At 63.7% G+C, this 17,646-nt stretch carries 18 protein-coding genes; 15 read left to right on the top strand and 3 right to left on the bottom strand.

All coding sequences use genetic code 11. From position 1 onward, the window contains the following. Nucleotides 1-59 precede the first annotated feature (59 nt). From ACO2RV_RS20220 to ACO2RV_RS20150, 15 genes are all read left to right on the top strand, one after another. Nucleotides 60-794 carry a lytic transglycosylase domain-containing protein gene (locus ACO2RV_RS20220; protein WP_423296049.1) on the top strand — a complete coding sequence of 245 codons (735 nt, stop codon included), beginning with the start codon at nucleotides 60-62 and terminating at the stop codon, nucleotides 792-794. A gap of 13 nt (nucleotides 795-807) precedes the next feature. After that, nucleotides 808-1,110: a TrbC/VirB2 family protein gene (locus ACO2RV_RS20215; RefSeq protein WP_213375938.1), complete on the top strand. Its 303-nt coding sequence runs from the start codon at nucleotides 808-810 to the stop codon at nucleotides 1,108-1,110. Continuing rightward, nucleotides 1,107-1,403 carry a type IV secretion system protein VirB3 gene (locus ACO2RV_RS20210; protein WP_213375937.1) on the top strand — a complete coding sequence of 99 codons (297 nt, stop codon included), beginning with the start codon at nucleotides 1,107-1,109 and terminating at the stop codon, nucleotides 1,401-1,403. The genes ACO2RV_RS20215 and ACO2RV_RS20210 overlap by 4 nt, the downstream gene beginning before the upstream one ends. Nucleotides 1,404-1,412: 9 nt before the next feature. After that, the gene (locus ACO2RV_RS20205; protein ID WP_423296048.1) at nucleotides 1,413-3,824 is read left to right on the top strand and encodes a VirB4 family type IV secretion/conjugal transfer ATPase; all 2,412 of its coding nucleotides are present in this window, start codon (nucleotides 1,413-1,415) and stop codon (nucleotides 3,822-3,824) included. Further along, entirely contained in the window at nucleotides 3,821-4,612 is a 792-nt protein-coding gene (locus tag ACO2RV_RS20200; RefSeq protein ID WP_423296047.1) for a hypothetical protein, read from the top strand. Before ACO2RV_RS20205 ends, ACO2RV_RS20200 begins: the two co-directional genes overlap by 4 nt. A gap of 9 nt (nucleotides 4,613-4,621) precedes the next feature. Continuing rightward, a complete protein-coding gene (locus tag ACO2RV_RS20195) occupies nucleotides 4,622-5,329 on the top strand; it encodes a conjugal transfer protein (RefSeq protein WP_423296046.1) in 708 nt (235 codons plus the stop codon). Continuing rightward, a complete protein-coding gene (locus ACO2RV_RS20190; protein WP_423296045.1) occupies nucleotides 5,326-5,520 on the top strand; it encodes a hypothetical protein in 195 nt (64 codons plus the stop codon). Before ACO2RV_RS20195 ends, ACO2RV_RS20190 begins: the two co-directional genes overlap by 4 nt. After that, a complete protein-coding gene (locus ACO2RV_RS20185; protein WP_423296044.1) occupies nucleotides 5,517-5,711 on the top strand; it encodes a hypothetical protein in 195 nt (64 codons plus the stop codon). The genes ACO2RV_RS20190 and ACO2RV_RS20185 overlap by 4 nt, the downstream gene beginning before the upstream one ends. Before the next feature lie 8 nt (nucleotides 5,712-5,719). Beyond that, on the top strand, nucleotides 5,720-6,850 hold the full coding sequence (locus ACO2RV_RS20180) for a type IV secretion system protein (protein WP_423296043.1): 1,131 nt from the start codon (nucleotides 5,720-5,722) through the stop codon (nucleotides 6,848-6,850). Next, nucleotides 6,847-7,563: a virB8 family protein gene (locus ACO2RV_RS20175; protein WP_423296042.1), complete on the top strand. Its 717-nt coding sequence runs from the start codon at nucleotides 6,847-6,849 to the stop codon at nucleotides 7,561-7,563. The genes ACO2RV_RS20180 and ACO2RV_RS20175 overlap by 4 nt, the downstream gene beginning before the upstream one ends. Next, nucleotides 7,560-8,363, top strand: coding sequence for a P-type conjugative transfer protein VirB9 (gene virB9, locus ACO2RV_RS20170; RefSeq protein WP_423296041.1), 804 nt, complete (start codon nucleotides 7,560-7,562; stop codon nucleotides 8,361-8,363). Before ACO2RV_RS20175 ends, virB9 begins: the two co-directional genes overlap by 4 nt. Before the next feature lie 6 nt (nucleotides 8,364-8,369). After that, on the top strand, nucleotides 8,370-9,710 hold the full coding sequence (virB10, locus tag ACO2RV_RS20165) for a type IV secretion system protein VirB10 (RefSeq protein ID WP_423296040.1): 1,341 nt from the start codon (nucleotides 8,370-8,372) through the stop codon (nucleotides 9,708-9,710). Then, nucleotides 9,679-10,731 (top strand): P-type DNA transfer ATPase VirB11, encoded by a 1,053-nt coding sequence (gene virB11, locus ACO2RV_RS20160; protein WP_423296039.1) that lies wholly within the window; start codon nucleotides 9,679-9,681, stop codon nucleotides 10,729-10,731. Before virB10 ends, virB11 begins: the two co-directional genes overlap by 32 nt. After that, on the top strand, nucleotides 10,709-12,844 hold the full coding sequence (locus ACO2RV_RS20155; RefSeq protein ID WP_423296038.1) for a type IV secretory system conjugative DNA transfer family protein: 2,136 nt from the start codon (nucleotides 10,709-10,711) through the stop codon (nucleotides 12,842-12,844). The genes virB11 and ACO2RV_RS20155 overlap by 23 nt, the downstream gene beginning before the upstream one ends. A 308-nt stretch (nucleotides 12,845-13,152) precedes the next feature. After that, nucleotides 13,153-13,809, top strand: coding sequence for an RNA polymerase sigma factor (locus ACO2RV_RS20150; protein WP_423296037.1), 657 nt, complete (start codon nucleotides 13,153-13,155; stop codon nucleotides 13,807-13,809). A 140-nt stretch (nucleotides 13,810-13,949) separates the two neighbouring features. Here ACO2RV_RS20150 and ACO2RV_RS20145 read toward each other — a convergent pair whose 3' ends face one another. The 3 genes from ACO2RV_RS20145 to ACO2RV_RS20135 all read right to left on the bottom strand — a co-directional run bounded on the left by ACO2RV_RS20145 (nucleotide 13,950) and on the right by ACO2RV_RS20135 (nucleotide 16,857). After that, on the bottom strand, nucleotides 13,950-14,174 hold the full coding sequence (locus ACO2RV_RS20145) for a hypothetical protein (protein ID WP_423296036.1): 225 nt from the start codon (nucleotides 14,172-14,174) through the stop codon (nucleotides 13,950-13,952). Nucleotides 14,175-14,260: 86 nt separating this feature from the next. Next, nucleotides 14,261-15,031, bottom strand: coding sequence for a polyphosphate kinase 2 (gene ppk2 / locus ACO2RV_RS20140; protein WP_423296035.1), 771 nt, complete (start codon nucleotides 15,029-15,031; stop codon nucleotides 14,261-14,263). A 911-nt stretch (nucleotides 15,032-15,942) separates the two neighbouring features. After that, a complete protein-coding gene (locus tag ACO2RV_RS20135; protein WP_423296034.1) occupies nucleotides 15,943-16,857 on the bottom strand; it encodes a Crp/Fnr family transcriptional regulator in 915 nt (304 codons plus the stop codon). Nucleotides 16,858-17,646 lie beyond the last annotated feature (789 nt).

Here is a 17,646-nt window from a genome sequence, read left to right as displayed (position 1 = left end):
CCTGTTGCCAACGTATCAACATTCAATATATTGTCTATTAGAAAATGGAGACGGCTGGGATGTCGATTCGCGTGGCCGCGGTGGTGTTGAGCGTGATGGCGACGGTCTCAGGAGCGCATGGCGAGGATCAGCGCAGCGCTTCGCCCAGGATCGCATCGGTCGACGCCAGAGGCCGTGTCACGCCGGTCCAGGACGAGCAGCCGGCCAGCCAGCGGATCGATGCGTCCACATCCGGCGCGCCGTGCAAGATCGGCGAGCCGATGGCGACCGACGAAGCGCGGGCACTCGTCCTGAAGATCGCCACCGAGGAGGGTTTCTATCCGGATTTCGTGCTGGCCGTGGCGAAGAACGAGAGCGGCTTCAACTCGATCACCGTCTCTGAAAAGGGCGCGGTCGGCCTGATGCAGCTGATGCCGGCAACTGCCCAGCGCTTCAAGGTCGATCTGTGCGATCCGGCAGGAAACGTGCTGGGCGGAATCCGCTTCCTGCGGGCGCTGCACGAGAAGTACCGCAACCCCTTCTACGTGCTGGCGGCTTACAACGCCGGCGAGGACGTCGTCGAGAAGAGCCGGGGCGTGCCCGCCTACACGGAGACGGTGCGCTTCGTCGCGCAGGTCATCAACGATGTCTACGCGCTGCCGACGCCTGGAACGTCACCGCGGCGCGGGTCGCGCAGGCTCGGCCCCGATACCCCAGACCTGATCGAGCCCGCGACGCCGAGCGCGGCGGCGAGCGCACCCGACGCGCGGCCGCGCGCCGCGTGGGACGACGGCTTCGTGATGCACATTGATTGAAAGGAAGAGCTGGATGAAAGCCTTGAAGTCTCGCGCTGCGCTCGCCACCGGACTGGTGCTTCTCAGCGTGGCGAATGCTGCCGCCCAGAGCGGGGGAACGCTGCAGCCAGTTCAATCGACGCTGCAGCAGCTCGTCTCGACGCTCACCGGACCGATCGCGACGGCGCTCGCCACGCTCGCCGTGATCGCCTGCGGCCTGTTCGCGTGGTCGGGTCGGCTGACCTGGGGGATCGCGGGCAGCGTGATCTTCGGCATCGTGCTGGTGTTCGGCAGCGCGCAGATCGTCCAGTTCTTCCAGTCGGCAGTCGGCCAATGACGGAGGACGAGCTCGAGCAGCCGCTGATCACCCCGCTCGTCCGGGCTCTGACCCGCGCACCGACGCTGATGGGGGTGCCGTACATGTATTTCATGTTCAACGGCGTCGTCTCCAGCATCTGCTTTCTCGTCTCGCACAACCTGCTTCTGCTTCTGGTCGCGATCCCGCTGCATCTGTTCGGCTACGTCATGACGCTCCGGGACGATCGCATCTTCGAGATCCTGTTCGTCAAGTCGGCGCGATGCCCGCCGCGATCGCGGTCCTTCTGGGCCGCCGACAGCTATCGCGTGTGAGGCACCGTCATGGTCGCTAAGGCGCTCCTCGATGAAATGACCTTCGGCGCCGTGTCACGCCGCGAGCGGCCGGTCGGTTCGCACGTGCCCTACACGCGCCACGTCGACGATCACATCGTCAAGACGCGCGACGGCCTCGTGCTCACCATCTTCAAGCTCGACGGCTATTCGTTCGAGACCTCGGATATCAGCGAGGTCAACGCCCGCCTCCTCGGCCGCAACGACGTGGTGCGCACGCTTGCCAATTCGCGCTTCGCGCTCGCCGCCCACATCATCCGGCGCGAGGTGAAGCCGCACATCGAATCGACCTTCGACAATCCGTTCTGCGCCGAGCTCGACGCGCGCTACAACGAAGCGCTCTCCAAGCGGCGGATGTTCGTCAACGACCTCTATCTGACGATCGTTCGGCGCCCTCTCCAGGGACAGGCCGGCACCTTCGACGTGATGCTGACCAAGCTGCTCGGGCGCAAGGATGCGGCCGGCGAATCCGTCGCCCGGCAGACCGCCCTCAATGAGCTGCGCGACGTGGCGACTGCGGTGCGCGAGAGCTTGGCGGGGTACGGCGCCCGGCAACTCGGCGTCGTCAGCCGCGACGGAGTCTGGTTCTCCGAGCCGCTCGAATTCCTGGTTCAGCTGCTCAATGGCGGGATCGCCCGACCGATGCATCTGCCGCGCATGGACCTTGCCGATGCGCTCTCGCTGAAGCGCATCTTCTTCGGCCGCAATGCGATCGAGATCCGGGGCGCGGGCCCGGCGGACACGCGCTTCGGCGCCATGGTCTCGATCCGCGAGTACCCCGCGCAGACGGGGCCCGGCTCCTTCGACAATCTGCTGCGGGTCCCGCACGAGTTCATCGCGACGCAGACTTTCGCGATCGTCGATCGGCCCGAGGCCGCCAAGCAGATCGACCGGGTCGCGCGCCAGGTCGACATGTCGGACGAGGCGGGCTCGATCGTCGCCGAGCATCTCGATGAAGCGCGCGACGAGCTGCTGGCTTCGGAAGCCATCTATGGCGAGCACCACATGACGGTGATGTGCCTCGGCCGCGACCTCGCCGAGGTCGGCGCTGCCGTGACCGCCGTCGGCGCGGCGCTGACGGACCGCTCGGTCATCTGGGTGCGCGAGGATCTCAACTGCGAGCCGGCGTTCTGGGCACAGCTCCCGGGCAACTTCGCCTATATCGCGCGCAAGAGCGTCATCTCGTCGAAGAATTTCGCGGGTTTTACATCGTTGCACAATTACCCGAGCGGGCGTCCTTCCGGAAATCACTGGGGTCCGGCGATCTCGGTCTTCGAGACGACCTCGCAAACGGCCTATTATTACAATCACCACGTCCGCGACATCGGCAACTTCACCGTGGTCGGCCCGACTGGGTCGGGCAAGACGGTGTTCCTCTCCTTCATCGCGGCGCAGACACAGCGCATCCTGCCCCGTCCGAAGCTGGTCTTCGTCGACAAGGACCGCGGCGCCGAGATCTTCATTCGCGCGCTCGGCGGCCAGTACGCGACGCTCGTGCCTGGCGAGCCGACCGGCTTCAATCCGTTGTCGCTGCCGGACACGGCGGCGAACCGGGAATTCCTCTACCAGCTATTCGCCTTCATGCTTCGGCCGGCCAGCGGCACCGAGCTGTCGGCATCGGAAGAGCAGGTGATCCGCAACGCGATCCACGCCTCCCTCGGCGCGGGTCCCGCAGGGCGGACGCTGAAGGCGTTCTCGACCCTGCTGCGGGGGCGTATTCGCGCCGGGGAGGGGGATCTTCTCGCCCGGCTCGAAAGCTGGATGCGGGCCGACCAACGCGGCTGGCTGTTCAACAATGAGGAAGACCAGTTCTCACTATCCAGCGTGTTCGGCTTCGACATGACGCGGGTCCTCGACGATCCCGTCATTCGCACCGCAGCGCTCATGTACATCTTCCATCGAACCGAGGAACTGCTGACCGGCGATCCGGTGATGATCTTCCTCGACGAGGGGTGGCGTCTGCTCGACGACGACGTCTTCGCCTTCTTCATCCGCGACAAGCTCAAGACCATCCGCAAGCAGAACGGCATCATCGGTTTCGGCACTCAGTCGGCCGCCGACATCGTACGCTCGAAGGCGTCGAACACGCTGATCGAGCAGACCAGCACCAACATCTTTTTTCCCAATCCCAAGGCGGATGACGAGAGCTACCGGCAGGCCTTCCGCCTGTCCGGCCGCGAGGTCCATTGGATCCGCTCCACCCCGGCCGAAAGCCGCTCCTTTCTGATCAAGCATGGCCGCGACAGTGTCGTCGCCCGTCTGAACCTCGGCGGTATGGCCGACCTGATCAAGGTGCTCTCGGGGCGCACCGAGACGGTGGCCGAGCTCGAGGCGCTACGCGCTCGCGTCGGCGGGGATCCCTCCGTCTGGCTGCCGATCTTTCTGGGGAGGGCCGAGGCATGAAGCTTCTGTTCATCGCGATCGGATTCATTCTGGCGGCGAGCGCCACGCCTGTGTTCGCAAACGTGCCCGTCAATGACGCTGCTCAGCTCACCCAACGTTCGGAAACCGCGGGCACGACGGTGACGCTCGTTCCGATCACCACCCAACGGCAGGACGCCAACAAGGGCGTGCGATGCGCGGTGACGACGGGCAAGAAGGCCAACGTCACCAACCCGACCGTGCAACCGTCGGCCGGCGCCGGCGCGCAGGCGATTCAGGCTTACGGGCCGAGCCTCCCGGCGACGCCGGATGCGAATGCGCAGGGCGCGGCGCTCAATCTGCAGACGCTGTTCCAATCGGCCGGCGGCGTCGTCGGCGGCGTCGATGCAAGCCGCTCGACCACGGTCGCCGCCCAGTCGGCGTTCCGCACTGCGAGCCAGGAAGTGGGAACGGCCGACACGGTAATGGGCGCGCTCGACATGAACAGCGCGGCACGGCTTCAGAACAATCTCGGATGGAACGGTGTGATCGGCTCCACCAATCTGTGGCTGACCGCGCTGAACGCCCTCAACATCGCGGCGACCAGCGACACCAGCCGCGCCGCGGGCGGCATGCAGGCTGCTGTGACCACGCAGCAAACAGCCTCGGGTCAGGTCTGTCCGGTCGGTATGATCGGCGCGGGGACGGCGGCGGACCCGTGCCGGGTGACGACCGTCAGCGCGCGCTACGTCGACACCGACAGCAACGTTCTTTCGTACCTCGATCAGATCCAGGACGCGGCGAGAGCCGCGTCCGCCAGCAGCCAATAGGAGGGGTGGATGCGAAGGCTCGCGCTGCTCGCACTTCTTGCCGTCGGTCTTTCGGCGCCCGCGTTGGCGCAGGTACCGACGATCGACAATGCGAACCTGGAGAAAGCGCGGGAGATCGCCTCAAGCACGCAGCAGATCCTCGACGCCGATCGCCAGATCCTGCAGTTCACCCAGAAGACCCTGCAGGCGGTCACCGGCGACCGCTCGTCCCAGGCGCAGGGCTCGCTGGCCCAGATGGCACTCGGCGGCGGATTCTCGATGTCTCAGGCCCCCTCGCTTGGCTCGGTGATTTCCGGCGGAGCGCTGTCCTTCGCGGGCATGGGCGCCGGCTCACAGAATATCGTTTCCACCCTGATCAATGGCCTGCAGCTCGTCGAGACCATCACCGGGCTGACGAGCGGCCAGAGCCATCCGGTCGATGCGGCCTACAAAAACTCGGTCAATGTCGCGGCGACGCTCTCGGGCCTCATCAACTCGACACAAAGCGCGGTGCAGACGCGATCGCAAGCCTTCACCCAGGGCGGGCAGCAGATCGGGCAAGCGCCGGACCTGAAGGGCAGCGTCGACCAGAACACCCAAGTCCAGATCCAGACCGGACAGACCATCAACGAGCTCAACGGTGTCGTGAACAATGCGGCCGCGGCGGCCAACCAGGCCAATCTCGACCGTATTGCCGCGGAGTCGGCGGCGGCGCGCGCCATGAGGTTCACGCAATGAGACGTCCCGCCCCCAAGATCATCGGAGCCGTCATCGCCGCGCTCGCCGTCGCCTTCATCGCGGCCGCTGTCGGCATCTGGGCCGGCCGGGCGCCTGGTCCTACCGGCGGCTCGGCCGCGACGCAGGACGAGGCGGCCAAGGCCGCCTCCCGAGCGATGACGTTCACACAGCCGGAGACGCCCTCGAAGTGACGCCGATCCTGCGCCTCTGCGCCATCGCACTTGCCGTGTCCTGCCTCGCCGGCTGCGCTTACAAGCCTCTGAAAGCACCCTGCTCGGCCGATGAGGGCGGCACCGCGCTTTCCTTTGCCGAGCAGCCCCAACCACGAGCAGCCGAGGCCTTCACGGCCCTCGACAGCTGCGGCCCCATGCGGCCGATCTGAGAGGGGCGATGGGCAACACCTTCAACATCACCTCGCTTCTTCAGTCGGTCGACCAGCTTGGGCAGAACTATGTCTCCAGCGCCTATCAGGCGATCGCCAATGCGGCGACGTCGGGCGGCGCTACGGGCGTCGCCGGCCTGCTGCTGACGCTTTACGTGATCTTCTGGGGGGTGGGCATCTGGCAGGGCACAGCGACCGGCGGGCCGGCGGACCATGCATTCCGCCTCTTTCGCGCCTTCGTCATCTACACGCTGGCGACCAGCTGGGGCGACTTCCAGACGCTGGTCTACAACGCCCTGAACAATGGGCCGTCGGCGATCGGCAACGCCTTGCTGAGCGTCGTCACCACCGCAAACAACACCGGCACCTCGGCCAATCTCACCTCGGTGAACGGCGTGCAGAATGCCCTGCAGAATATGTGGGATACGACCAACTCGGCGACCGAGGCCTTTCTGCAGAATGCCGGCATCACCAATTGGGGACCGTACATCTTCGCGGCGGTGTTCTATGTCGTGATGGCGGTGCTGATCGGGTTCGCGATCTTCCTGATCGTGCTCTCCAAGATGTTCATGTGGCTGCTGCTGGCACTCGCGCCGGTCTTCATCATCCTGCTGCTCTTCGGCGTGACGTCCCGCTTCTTCAGCGGCTGGCTTGGCTCGATCGCGCAGTATTTCGTGGTGCAGGTGCTCGTCTACGCCTTCCTCGCCTTCTATGTCTCGCTGATCCAGCAATCGATCGACACGCTCAACGGCGTCGCCAACTCCAAGTCGGCGACCTGGGCGACGATCGGACCGGTCGTATTGCTCGCCATCATCGGCATCCTTCTGCTCAGCCAGATCAACAATGTCGCGGCCGCGATCGCCGGCGGCGTCCCGGTTCACGCGCCGCGGATCGGCACCGTGCTTGCCACCGCCACCGGCTACAGGCTCGGCCTTGCCGCCAATCGCGGGCGCCTGGCGCTGCGCAATCCGTTCAATCCGGCCTCGACATCGCGGCGTGAAGAGCTCGCGGCGCGTCAGCGCGCCCGGGTCGGCATGCGCGCCACCTCCTGGGCGCAATCCGCCGAGTTCCGCCGGCTCGCCGACCAGATCCGCAATCCCGGCACGCCGCCGAGCCAAGGCGGGGGAGGGCGGCCATGAGCGAGGCTGCAGCATCCGAGCCGGCACGCGTCGATCCCCGCTATTATGCCGACGGCGCAACCTGGGAGCAGGACATTGCGCGCCGCAACCGCAATTCGCGCGCGCTGGCCTGGATCGTCGCCGCGGTCATGACGGTCGTGGCGGTGGTGGCGCTCGGCGTCATCGCGCTCCTCGTCCCGCTCAAGACCTACGAGCCCTACATGGTGGTCGTCGACAAGGCGACGGGCTTCGTCGAGGTCAAGCGGCCGATGGCCGAGGGCGCCCTGACGCAGGACGAGGCCGTCACCACCTTCAATGTCGTGCGCTACGTCAAGGCGCGCGAGACCTACGACCCGCGGGCGCTCAAGGACAATTTCGATCTCGCGCAGCTGCTTTCGACCGGAGATGCGGCGCGCGAGCTCACCGAGATCTATTCGCCGACCAATCCGAACAATCCGGTGAAGGTCTTCGGCTCCAACGCCGAGGTCGCGGTCAGCATCAAGTCGGTGACCTTCCCGAACAACCGCACCGCGCTCGTCCGCTTCTCGACCGAGGAGAAGACGGCGACCAATGTCGTGATCCGCAACTGGGTGTCTCTCGTGCGCTTTCGCTACACCGCCGCACCGATGCGCAATCAGTGGCGCTTCGACAATCCCCTCGGCTTCCAGGTCCTCGAATATCGCCGCGACCAAGAGACGGCGCCCTCGCCGGGAAGCGTCGGGACGTCGCCATGATCCGGCACGGCGTTTTGCTCGGCCTGTGCCTCGCCCTTCCGGTTTCCTCCGCCTTCGCGGAGGCGACGCCTCGCCCCGGGCGCGTGGATTCGCGGGTGCGCGACGTCGTCTACAACAAGGACAACGTCACGGCGATCGACGCGAGCTACGGTACCTCGACGATGATCCAGCTGCAGGCCGACGAGAAGATCGAGACGCTGGCGCTCGGCGATTCCGTTGCCTGGAAGGTCGAACCGAACCGGAAGGGCGACATCATCTTCGTGAAGCCGATCGAGAAGGATGCCCAGTCGAATCTGAACGTCGTGACCAACAAGCGCATCTATGTGTTCCTGCTGAGGTCCAACACGCGGCCCGCCCAGAGCCAGATCTATGCCGTGCGCTTTCGCTTTCCCGACGACGAGGCCAACGCGAAACTGCTCGCCGAGGCCAAGGAGCGCGCTGCCAACCCGAACCTCAAAGATCTCAACATCGCGAACGCCAATAGCGACTACGGCTACAAGGGATCGTCGGCCAACAAGCCGATCGCGGTGTTCGACGACGGCACAAAGACCTGGTTCCGCTTCGAGGGCGAGACGCCCGCGATCTTCATCGTCGACGCGGACCGCAACGAAAGCCTCGTCAATTTCCGGACCGAAGGCCCCTATGTGGTCATCGACAAGGTGTCCGCACAATGGACGCTGCGCAACGGACAGGACTCGACCTGCGTCTTCAACCGCCGGCTGACCAATGTGCACGAACCGAGCGGCCTCGAGCCCTACGCTCCCCAGCGCATCGGGCTCACCGCGAACGCGGGAGGGTAGTGGCCGATGCCGACCCCTGACAACTATCGTTCGTTCGAGTTGGAAGCGGCGGCGGCGACCTCCGTCGCGCGCGGCCGCACCGCGCTCGGCCGGCTCCTAACCTTCGGCGTGCCGCTGGGTGCGGTGGGGGTCGCGGCGTGGTTGATCTACAACTCGGCGGGTCAGCGAACCACGGTCATGACGACGCCGGACCGGGAAGAGTTCACCACGACGCAGTTCCCGGCGCCATCGCTGTCGGCGCCGCGACCCCAAACCAGCCAGGGCACGATCGTCATCCCGCAGGCCCCGGTCGAGGCGCCGCCACCTCCGCCTCCGCCGCCCCAAACCCTCCAGCCCCCACCGGCGCCCGAGCCACCCCTGGTCTCGGCGCCGGCGAATGACGACGAGGCCCGGCGGCTCGCCGAGCTCGAGCGGCGTCGGCAGGAGGAGGAAGAGCGCCGCAGATGGGAACGGCTGCGCGCGCCGCAAGTCATCTCCGACAATGCCGCAGCAGCAGCGGCGGGCACCAATCCCGACGGCAGCGGCGCGACCGCGGCCGCGCCGGACGAGGATCCGAACCGCCGTTTCCTCGCCTCCGTTTCGGCCGCCGGCGTCGATGTCGCCCGCGCGACGAAGAACGACCGGATCGACGCTCTGGTCGCGCAGGGAACGATGATCCGCGGCGTTCTGGAGACGGCTCTCCAAAGCGACTTGCCGGGCATGGTCAGGGCCATCGTCAGCGAGAATGTCTGGTCCTTCGACGGCCGGCGCGTGCTGATCCCGGCCGGCAGTCGCCTCGTCGGCGAATACCGCTCCGGGATCGCACAGGGTCAGACGCGCGTCTTCGTCGTGTGGACGCGCCTTCTGCGATCGGACGGCGTCTCGGTGCAGCTCGGGTCGAACGGGACGGATGATCTCGGCCGTGCCGGCAATGCCGGCTTTGTCGACAACCATTATATCGAGCGTTTCGGGGCGGCGATCATGCTCTCGGTGGTGGGCGGAGCGGCGCAGTTCCTCAGCGGCTATGGCCAGAACTACGGCAACAACGGCACCGGCACGATCATCACGACCACCGATCCAGTGACGGGCGCCGTCACCCAGACCCAAACCGGTGTGAACCAGAACCAGCTCACGCTGCAGGCACAGCAGATCGCCGCGCAGAACGTCTCGCAGACCCTCACCAACATTGCGCAAGAGGCGCTTCGCAACTCGATCAACATCCCGCCGACGATCTACCTCGACCAGGGGTCGCGCATCATCGTCTTCGTTCGCCGCGACCTCGACTTCTCTGCCTTCTATCCCGATCCCGTAAGGGAGGCTCTCCAGGAGATCAGGCGTGAGCGTACGAAGCCTGACGGTCTTCATTGATCGCGCTCTCGAGCCGGTCCGCAGGTGGCTCGACGACAATCAAGTTGTCGAAATCTGCGCAAACGGTCCGGGCGAGATCTGGGTCGAGCGCTTCGGCGAGGCGGCCATGGAACGGCACGAGCTGCCCGAGCTGACGGAGCACGCGATCCGGCACCTCGCGGAGCGGGTCGCGGGCTATTCCGGGCAGAGCATCAATGAGGAGCATCCCCTGCTCTCGGCGGCATTGCCGAGCGGCGAGCGGTTTCAGGGCGTCATCCCGCCGGCAACCACTGCCGGCGGTGCCTTCGCGATCCGCAAGCAGGTGATCAAGGACATGCGCCTCGACGACTATCGCGCGCTCGGCTCTTTCAGACGCGTCGAAACGGCCGGGGAGGGCGACCTCTCGGAGATCGATCGCCAGCTCTGCGCCGATCTCGACGCCGGCCAGATCGAGGCCTTCATTCGTCGTGCTGTCGTCAACCGCTACTCCATCCTGCTGTCGGGAGGCACGAGCTCCGGCAAGACCACCTTCCTTAACGCCATCCTCAAGGAGGTGCCGGAGGACGAGCGCATCATCACCATCGAGGACACACGCGAGGTCAAGCCGATCCAGCGGAACTACCTTCCGCTGGTCGCCTCAAAGGGCGACCAGGGCGAGGCCCGCGTCAGTGTCGAGATGCTGTTGCAGGCTTCGCTTCGCCTGCGTCCCGATCGCATTTTCCTCGGCGAGATCCGAGGATCGGAGGCGTACTCATTCCTGCGGGCGATCAATACCGGCCATCCCGGCAGCATCACCACGGTCCATGCCGATAGTCCGGCCGGCGCCTTCGAGCAGCTGGCGCTGATGGTCATGCAGGCGGGCCTCGGGCTGAAGCGCGAGGAGATCGTCGCCTACATCAGATCCGTTCTGCCGATCGTGATCCAGCAGACCAAGCTTGGCGGCTGGCGCGGGACCTCCGCCATCCATTTCTCGCGCATGAGCGAATGGCGAAAGGAGAGGACAGGGGAGAGCCACGAGCATGGCACGCATTCTGGTCTATAGGCTCGGCATCGCCGTCCTCTCGCTCGTCGCCTTCTGGCTGCTGTGGAGCCTTGCCTATGAGGTCGTCGTCGGGCTGCGCTGGGCGCCGAACCGCTTCCCCAGCGAGGGTGCTAGTCGCTGGGCGCTCCTGCGAATGCAGAACGCCGACCGTTCCGCCGGCTTTTTCCTCATCGCCTGGCAACACTTCTACGAGCGGGTGCTTTATGCCCCGACCCGGGTGGAGGCACTGATCCGCGGGGGATACGCCGCCGGCAGCGTGTTCGCTTTAGGTGTCGCCGGCGTGATTTTCGGCCTCGTCAATCGTCGGCAGATGCCCTACGGGGCGGCGCGCTTCGGCTCGCTCATGGAGGCGGCAAAGCAGGGGCTGACGTCGCGGCGCGGCATCGTGCTCGGCACGCTGGGCGGCGCCACCATTCGCTCCGACGAGCCGGCCCACATCCTCGTGGTCGGCCCGTCGCGCTCCGGCAAGGGAACGGGCTTCGTCCTGCCCAACGGCTATCTCTGGCAGGGATCGGCGGTGTTCTTCGATCCGAAGCGCGAGAATTTCGACGCGCTCGCCAATCACCGCGCCACGCTCGGCAACAAGGTCTTCATATTCTCTCCGGGCTCGCCGGACACGCACCGCTACAATCCGCTCGACTTCGTGCGGCGCGACGAGCGCATGGCGACGGACTGCCTGGTGGTCGCGTCTTTCGTCATCCCCGAAAAGGCCGACGATACGTGGGCGGGCGCCGGGCGCCTGCTTCTCTCGGCGTTGATCGGCTATGTGCTCGCGTCCCCGCTCACGACAGGGGCGCAGCACATGCGCACCGTCGCGAGGATGACGACGACGGGCAAGGACATCTCGACCGTGCTGCGCGCCATCGTGAAGACCGAGCGTCCCCATCTGCCGACCTGGGTGGTCGACAGCTTCAACCAGTACATCGCGCTAGAGCCCGAAACGCGCAACAGCGCCGTGTTCAACGTCAACATGGCGATGAGCCTGTGGAACAACGGGCTGATCTCGGCAGCGACGGAGACATCGGATTTCGACATCCGCGAGCTCCGCCGGCAACCGATGACGATCTTCATCGGCTGCACCATCGCCGAGCTCTCCATCTTCCGGCCGCTGATCCGCATCCTCTTCCAGCAAATCCACGATCTGCTGATGGACAGGATTCCCGGGCCGGACGAGCCGCACCAGGTGCTGCTGATGCTCGACGAGTTCTACCATGTTGGGCGGATGGATTCGCTGATCTCCAAGATCACCATCAGCGCCGGCTACGGCTTCCGCATGGCCATCATTATGCAGGACATCGCCCAGCTCGACGAGCTCTATGGCCGGAGCACGCGGATCACGACGGTGTCGGGCTCGCAGATCAAGCTTTTCATCCAGATCAACGACCTCGACACTTCCGAATTCGTTTCAGAAATGCTGGGCGAGACGACGCAGGTCTACAAGACGCCAGTGATGCGGCCAGGGCAGGGGATTTTTGCCCCGCGCGTCTGGGCACCGCACTACACACCGCGGCCGCTCCGCAGCCCGCTCGAGCTGCGCGAGATGTCGGCGCGGCTGTCCATCCTGATGGTGAAGAACTCGCCATCCTTCGAGCTGACGAAGATCCGGCATTACCTCGACAAGCCCTATCGCCCTCTTTTTGAGGCCGCAAAGGGATCACCGCCGCCTTTGCCGCAGCTTCGGGCCTGGCAGGATGAGCCGCTGGTCGGCGCGATCAGCCCCGCACCGGAGGAATTGCCGGCAGACGAGACGGCAGAGGCGGCTGCGGCGCCGGCAAGACCCTCACCCGCCCGCGGTCCCCACAAGCGCAAGCCCCTGAAGGCAAAGCCGTCACCGGCGCCCGAGCCGCAGACTGGCCCGCTCACGCTGCCTTCATCGTCGGCCGGCGCGGCGGCGGCGCGCAAAGTCCGTTCGCTCGGCACCGCACCGGAACGGGCCGGGGAAAGCTGCGACCTTCGAGATATCCTTGCCTTGGCGGCTATCGACCAAGACGACGGCTTTGCGGCGATGGTGTCCACGTTGCGAAGCGTCTCAGGCGAGACAAGCGCGGTTCAGTCTATGAGGGAAACGCTCACCGCGCTGAACCGCTCGTTTGGAGAAAATGGCGATGGGTAACGGCGGTGCGGCCGTCCGGTCAGAATAATTTTTGATAATTGAAACAATTACTTAGTTCCATGATGTGGACTATGCGAAACTCGTGGGCATGACGACCACGCTGATTGGGTGAGAGGTCGCAAAGCGTTTTGCAAGCAATCATCCTATTGGCATCAAGCGTGTGGCTCCGTCGATCCTGCGACGATCGCAGCAGCAGGCACGTGCGACTGTAAGAGAAGCCCATAATCTGAGTTAAAGACATGGGTTTCCCTCGCTGTCAGTGTACCCTGAGTGTCGTGCGCATCGTGAGACCACGGAGTGTGAGGGTTGTGACAGATAATCAGCAAGAGCGGGAGCATGGGGCCCGAGGCGACAAGGCTGATCAAACCACAGAACCTTATGATAGCGCGGTGCAAAGGGCACTGGTGGAGGCACAGCAGCAGATACTTCAATTTCTCCAGCATCGGCTGGGCGATCATGACGCGGCGGACGAGGTCCTTCAACGCTTCTCGCTCCGCGCTTTGGAAAAAGCGTCGCAGCTTCACGATGTTCGAATGGTGCGCGGATGGCTTGGCCGAATCTTAGCGACGACAATCGTCGACCATCAGCGCGAAACAGCAAAACGTCGGCGGCGCGAAATCGTCATCGATCAAACAGAGGTTGAGAACCATCCTGTCGATGAGGAGCTCGACGCAGCGATCTGCAACTGTCTCTACCGCATATTGCCGACGCTGAAAGCCGAGTACGCCGACATCATCTGGCGCGCTGATATCCTCGGTGAGCCACGTGACCGCCTGGCCGCTAGTCTGGGAACGTCGTTGAACAACGTGACCGTGCGACTGCATCGCGGCCGGCAAGCCCTGCGGAAACGCCTCGAAGAGATGTGCCGAACGTGCCCTGTTCATGGCTTTTTAGATTGTCATTGCGAAAAGGCTGAGCAGTTTCGCAAGGCGTTCGCCGAAGCCAAGGCCAAGAGCGCTCCTTAAAGCGACGCCGGACCTGGCGGGTATTCGATCCCCCAAACCTTGGCTGCCACAAACAACGCCCCGCCGCGGAGCCACGTTCAACGGGTGACCGCCTAAGGCCGCCCTTCCTCACGAAGCGTTGCACTGTCAGGGCACTTGCATCAACGGGTATCCGGCCTCGTCCGCGGCCATTCTCTCAGTGCCACAATCCAGAGACCCACCAGATTGGCAACCGGCACGAAAGCAAGAATCGACCAAAACGGCGAATATCCAAGTCGAGCCAGGATCCGACCGATCGGGTAAATCACCACGGCTGCAAGCAAGACAAAAGCCATCCAGTGCCAAGCTGGCCAGTAATTGATCATCATATACGAGTGATCCATCATCGGAACGTCCTCAAGTAATAAACTGCGGAATCATACTCTGCCGTACCGCCGTATCAGGGAGAATGACGAAATCCGCGAGTGCCGCTTCACTCGGCAATTTGACCGTTCGTCAGAGCAGCCTTGTCGTACGGGAACACCACATTCGGATCGGGGAGATCTCGCGCACGGTCCTTTCCGCCGAACTCGAAGCGCGTCAGCAGGTCTCGGATGACGTTGAGCCGAGCCTCTGATTTGTCATCCGCGCGCACCACGGTCCACGGCGCGAAGGGCGTGTGAGTACGAGACAGCATCTCGTTGCGGGCTGCGCTATAGTCATCCCAGTGCTTTGTCGCCGTGTCGTCGATCGGACTGAGTTTCCACTGTTTCAGCGGATCGTCTTGTCGATCCTTCAGCCGACGTTTTTGTTCGGTTCGCGAGATGTCCAAATAGTATTTGAGGATGGTGACGCCGCAATGGGCGAGAAGCTGTTCGAACAGCGGCGCCGTCACAAGGAACTCATCATATTCCTCGTTACTGCAAAATCCCATCACGCGCTCGACCCCTGCGCGGTTATACCAACTGCGATTGAACAAAACGATCTCTCCGCCCGCCGGGAGATGTGGCACCCAACGCTGGAAATACCAGGACTTCTGATCGCGGTCAGATGGCTTGCCGAGTGCGACAACGCGGGTCTCGCGTGGACTGAGATGCTCGACGATTCGTTTGATCGTTCCGTCCTTGCCGGAGGCATCTCGTCCTTCGAAAATCACCAGAACTTTTTTGCCGGTTTTGATGACGTGCTTTTGGAGGCGCGACAGGTCAACCTGGAGATCGTGAAGTATTTTTTGGAAAGCTTCGCGCTTTTCTTTCTTGCTCATCTGAAAATCCTGTCGTGAAGCGCGACGCGCGTCCCGTGGTCGCGGGTGATTGCCTTGGCCTGAATGCTTTCCAGGCTGACGTGTCTCTTGTCGAACTGACCATCGCCGCGTCAGCAAGGAGGTCAGCGCCGTCGTCACTAGGGTCGTGTCGACGCGACTTACCGATCACGGCCATCCGCCAGCCTCGCCGTTGGCTATGTCAACCACCGCAGCAGCCGGACTTATTTCGATGATGACCGGCGTGAGTGCGGCTCTGACGCACAGTACTCGTGGCTGTCGTGGTATGGGCGCGTTCGTGCGTTGCGCATGAGCCGTGAGCGTGCGTCTGCTCACCGCTGTCCGCGTTTGCATCACCCCCGCAACAAGGCGAGGCATGCGCTTCCGACGCCTTGGGGCCAGTTTTGGTTTCGTCGACAGATGAGGTGCTCATTCCGGTAACTCCTGCTCGGGGACATAACACTAGAGGGCGTCATACTCGGCTTTCGGTTCGATCCGCCGCTACGCTCCGCATCATCCCGCAGCAGGTTAGCCATGCCTCAAGCCCGACATCTTTAATCTCGATTAAGGAGCGGCAATCTGGATCGCGCGCATAATACTTTTAGTTCACGACCGCCTGATCGCTAACTCAGCTAATTGCAAACATCATCGACGATGGAAGCTCTCGCAACGTGATGCTCTCGAATCTGGCCGTCTTCGTGGCCTGCGGGTATCGGCACTGCTCTCGTCGCAGTACCTGCCATTCATCGGCATCAACCCAACCGGGGTCGCGGGCGCAATTCGGAGATCACGGCGAGCCGACAATGCGCACGCGTCAGTTTGGACCGTGTCGTAGGTCCCGGATGTCCTTCTCGTCCGTTCCGGCTGCCGGTGTCTATGACGTCGGCGCTATAGGGAACCAAGGTCGGAAAACGCTATGTCCACGGCCGTTGTTCAAGCCAGCCTGCCGCCGTTTCAGGGTCGACGCCGGCAACCTCTATCAGTCGATCCGGGTCCAATATTCGCAATCGGCGATAGTGAAATTGAACAATCCCCTCCTTCCGCAACGCGCTTAGGACTCGGTTCACGTGGACAAAGGTCAAGCCGGTGGCGTCACCTATCTGCTCCTGCGTCAGCGGAAGCGTCATCTCTTCGATACGATTGCCTGGCCATTGCACGCGGTAGCGTGTGAACAGCTCCAGGAGTAGGTGCGCCACCCTCTCGCGCGCCGACCGGCGCCCAATACTGGTGAGATGGTCGAACGCCAGATTGCAATCGCGAGCCAGCGACCGAACGATGCGCAGGCAGATCTCCGGTTCGGTGCGCGCATGGGACGTCAGGACAGATGCTGGGATGACCGAGACCGTCACGTCCGTCAGTGCTTGAGCGCCGAACGTCGCCGGGCCTCGTCGGGACGGTAGGACCCCGAGGATCGCGCCCGGCAGCGCGAACTGAACGATTTGTCGCCGACCATCTTCGAGAAGCATGTAGACGGCTACCCATCCGTCGAGGAGATTGAAAATCGATTTTCCCGTCCAGCCGACGCTGAACAGGTCGCTGCCCGCTTCAATTTTGCGATCACCCGAGTGATAGCGGGGGATCAGCCGATGTTGCTCCATCGGTGAAGCAGCCCCGACCGCTGCGCCTTGTGGCACGCCGTCCTGCGACTCCTGGCGGCGCCCAAGGCGCCGGCTCAACTCATCGCCCCGCGTGGAGACCCAACGGCTCGCGTCGGCCCACGATAACTCAGATAATAGCAGTCCATTCCGCTCACGCTCGACGGTTTCCCAATCGTCGCGGCGGAGCGACCGGGCTGTCCTTTCCGTAAAAGACGCTCGATCCAAGCTCATATTACACCTCCCGGGCGGCGAGCCCGTTCCGGCGGCTGCTGGCGCAGCCGATCAATCTTTCGATGAAAAATGTTCCTGATGCCCATTGGCGGCAGTGCACGCCGGGGCACTTCGTGCAACGCAACCAGACGCGACCGTGCCCCTAGACGAGACAACGGGTTGCGCGCCGGCTGGTGGCTCTCAGAGATAGCGAGGACGCGGGACGGGAGGATCTCTGCCGAGCAGAATAAGCCGCGCGAGATCCTCGCGCGAAGGCAGCAATACGAAGGATTCGAGCCAAATGGTCACGAGCCCCTCATGCCGAGGCGGCATGGGCAGATAACACACGGCGCACATGCTCTTTTTGCAGCAGCGCCCTTGGAGGAAACAGCAATCAGCCTCACCCGACGCAGCGACGCGTAACTCGGTGGGGATCGCGCGGCTCTGCAACCTGGCTTGGCTCACAGGCTCGGCATGAGCCTGTGCAGGTACCGCTTGCGTCAGCAAGGACGCACAGAAGATCAGCAATGCCAGTATCTTAAGCATGCTTTCGCCCCTACACGCCTTCCGTCACACTGCACCGTGGAGCGCGACCCGGGAACCATATTCCATGCTGCGGCGCGAAAACACCGGCCCGCAAAAACATCACACTCCAGGCCTACACGTATTGATCAAGATCAATGGTAAGCGCTCATTTCAGAGCACGTCGTAAACCGGCTTGAAGCGGTTCATGGTTCATGCGTTCATGCCGGCTGTTTTTTGAAGTTGAAGGGCAGCAGGTCGTCGATATCGGCGTCTCCGGGACGCTGC

Source organism: Ancylobacter sp. VNQ12, from assembly GCF_049445835.1.
In the GTDB taxonomy this organism is placed as follows: domain Bacteria; phylum Pseudomonadota; class Alphaproteobacteria; order Rhizobiales; family Xanthobacteraceae; genus Ancylobacter.
This window is presented reverse-complemented; position numbering and strand designations above follow the sequence as displayed.

Excerpts from the sequence above, each read along its gene's own strand:
- virB10 (WP_423296040.1), top strand. The coding sequence starts at position 8,370 with ATGCCGACCCCTGACAACTATCGTTCGTTCGAGTTGGAAGCGGCGGCG.
- ACO2RV_RS20205 (WP_423296048.1), top strand. The coding sequence starts at position 1,413 with ATGGTCGCTAAGGCGCTCCTCGATGAAATGACCTTCGGCGCCGTGTCA.
- ACO2RV_RS20145 (WP_423296036.1), bottom strand. The coding sequence starts at position 14,174 with ATGATGGATCACTCGTATATGATGATCAATTACTGGCCAGCTTGGCAC.
- ACO2RV_RS20215 (WP_213375938.1), top strand. The coding sequence starts at position 808 with ATGAAAGCCTTGAAGTCTCGCGCTGCGCTCGCCACCGGACTGGTGCTT.
- virB9 (WP_423296041.1), top strand. The coding sequence starts at position 7,560 with ATGATCCGGCACGGCGTTTTGCTCGGCCTGTGCCTCGCCCTTCCGGTT.
- ACO2RV_RS20155 (WP_423296038.1), top strand. The coding sequence starts at position 10,709 with ATGGCACGCATTCTGGTCTATAGGCTCGGCATCGCCGTCCTCTCGCTC.
- ACO2RV_RS20175 (WP_423296042.1), top strand. The coding sequence starts at position 6,847 with ATGAGCGAGGCTGCAGCATCCGAGCCGGCACGCGTCGATCCCCGCTAT.
- ACO2RV_RS20220 (WP_423296049.1), top strand. The coding sequence starts at position 60 with ATGTCGATTCGCGTGGCCGCGGTGGTGTTGAGCGTGATGGCGACGGTC.
- ACO2RV_RS20190 (WP_423296045.1), top strand. The coding sequence starts at position 5,326 with ATGAGACGTCCCGCCCCCAAGATCATCGGAGCCGTCATCGCCGCGCTC.
- ACO2RV_RS20135 (WP_423296034.1), bottom strand. The coding sequence starts at position 16,857 with ATGAGCTTGGATCGAGCGTCTTTTACGGAAAGGACAGCCCGGTCGCTC.
- ACO2RV_RS20180 (WP_423296043.1), top strand. The coding sequence starts at position 5,720 with ATGGGCAACACCTTCAACATCACCTCGCTTCTTCAGTCGGTCGACCAG.
- ACO2RV_RS20195 (WP_423296046.1), top strand. The coding sequence starts at position 4,622 with ATGCGAAGGCTCGCGCTGCTCGCACTTCTTGCCGTCGGTCTTTCGGCG.
- ppk2 (WP_423296035.1), bottom strand. The coding sequence starts at position 15,031 with ATGAGCAAGAAAGAAAAGCGCGAAGCTTTCCAAAAAATACTTCACGAT.
- ACO2RV_RS20210 (WP_213375937.1), top strand. The coding sequence starts at position 1,107 with ATGACGGAGGACGAGCTCGAGCAGCCGCTGATCACCCCGCTCGTCCGG.
- ACO2RV_RS20200 (WP_423296047.1), top strand. The coding sequence starts at position 3,821 with ATGAAGCTTCTGTTCATCGCGATCGGATTCATTCTGGCGGCGAGCGCC.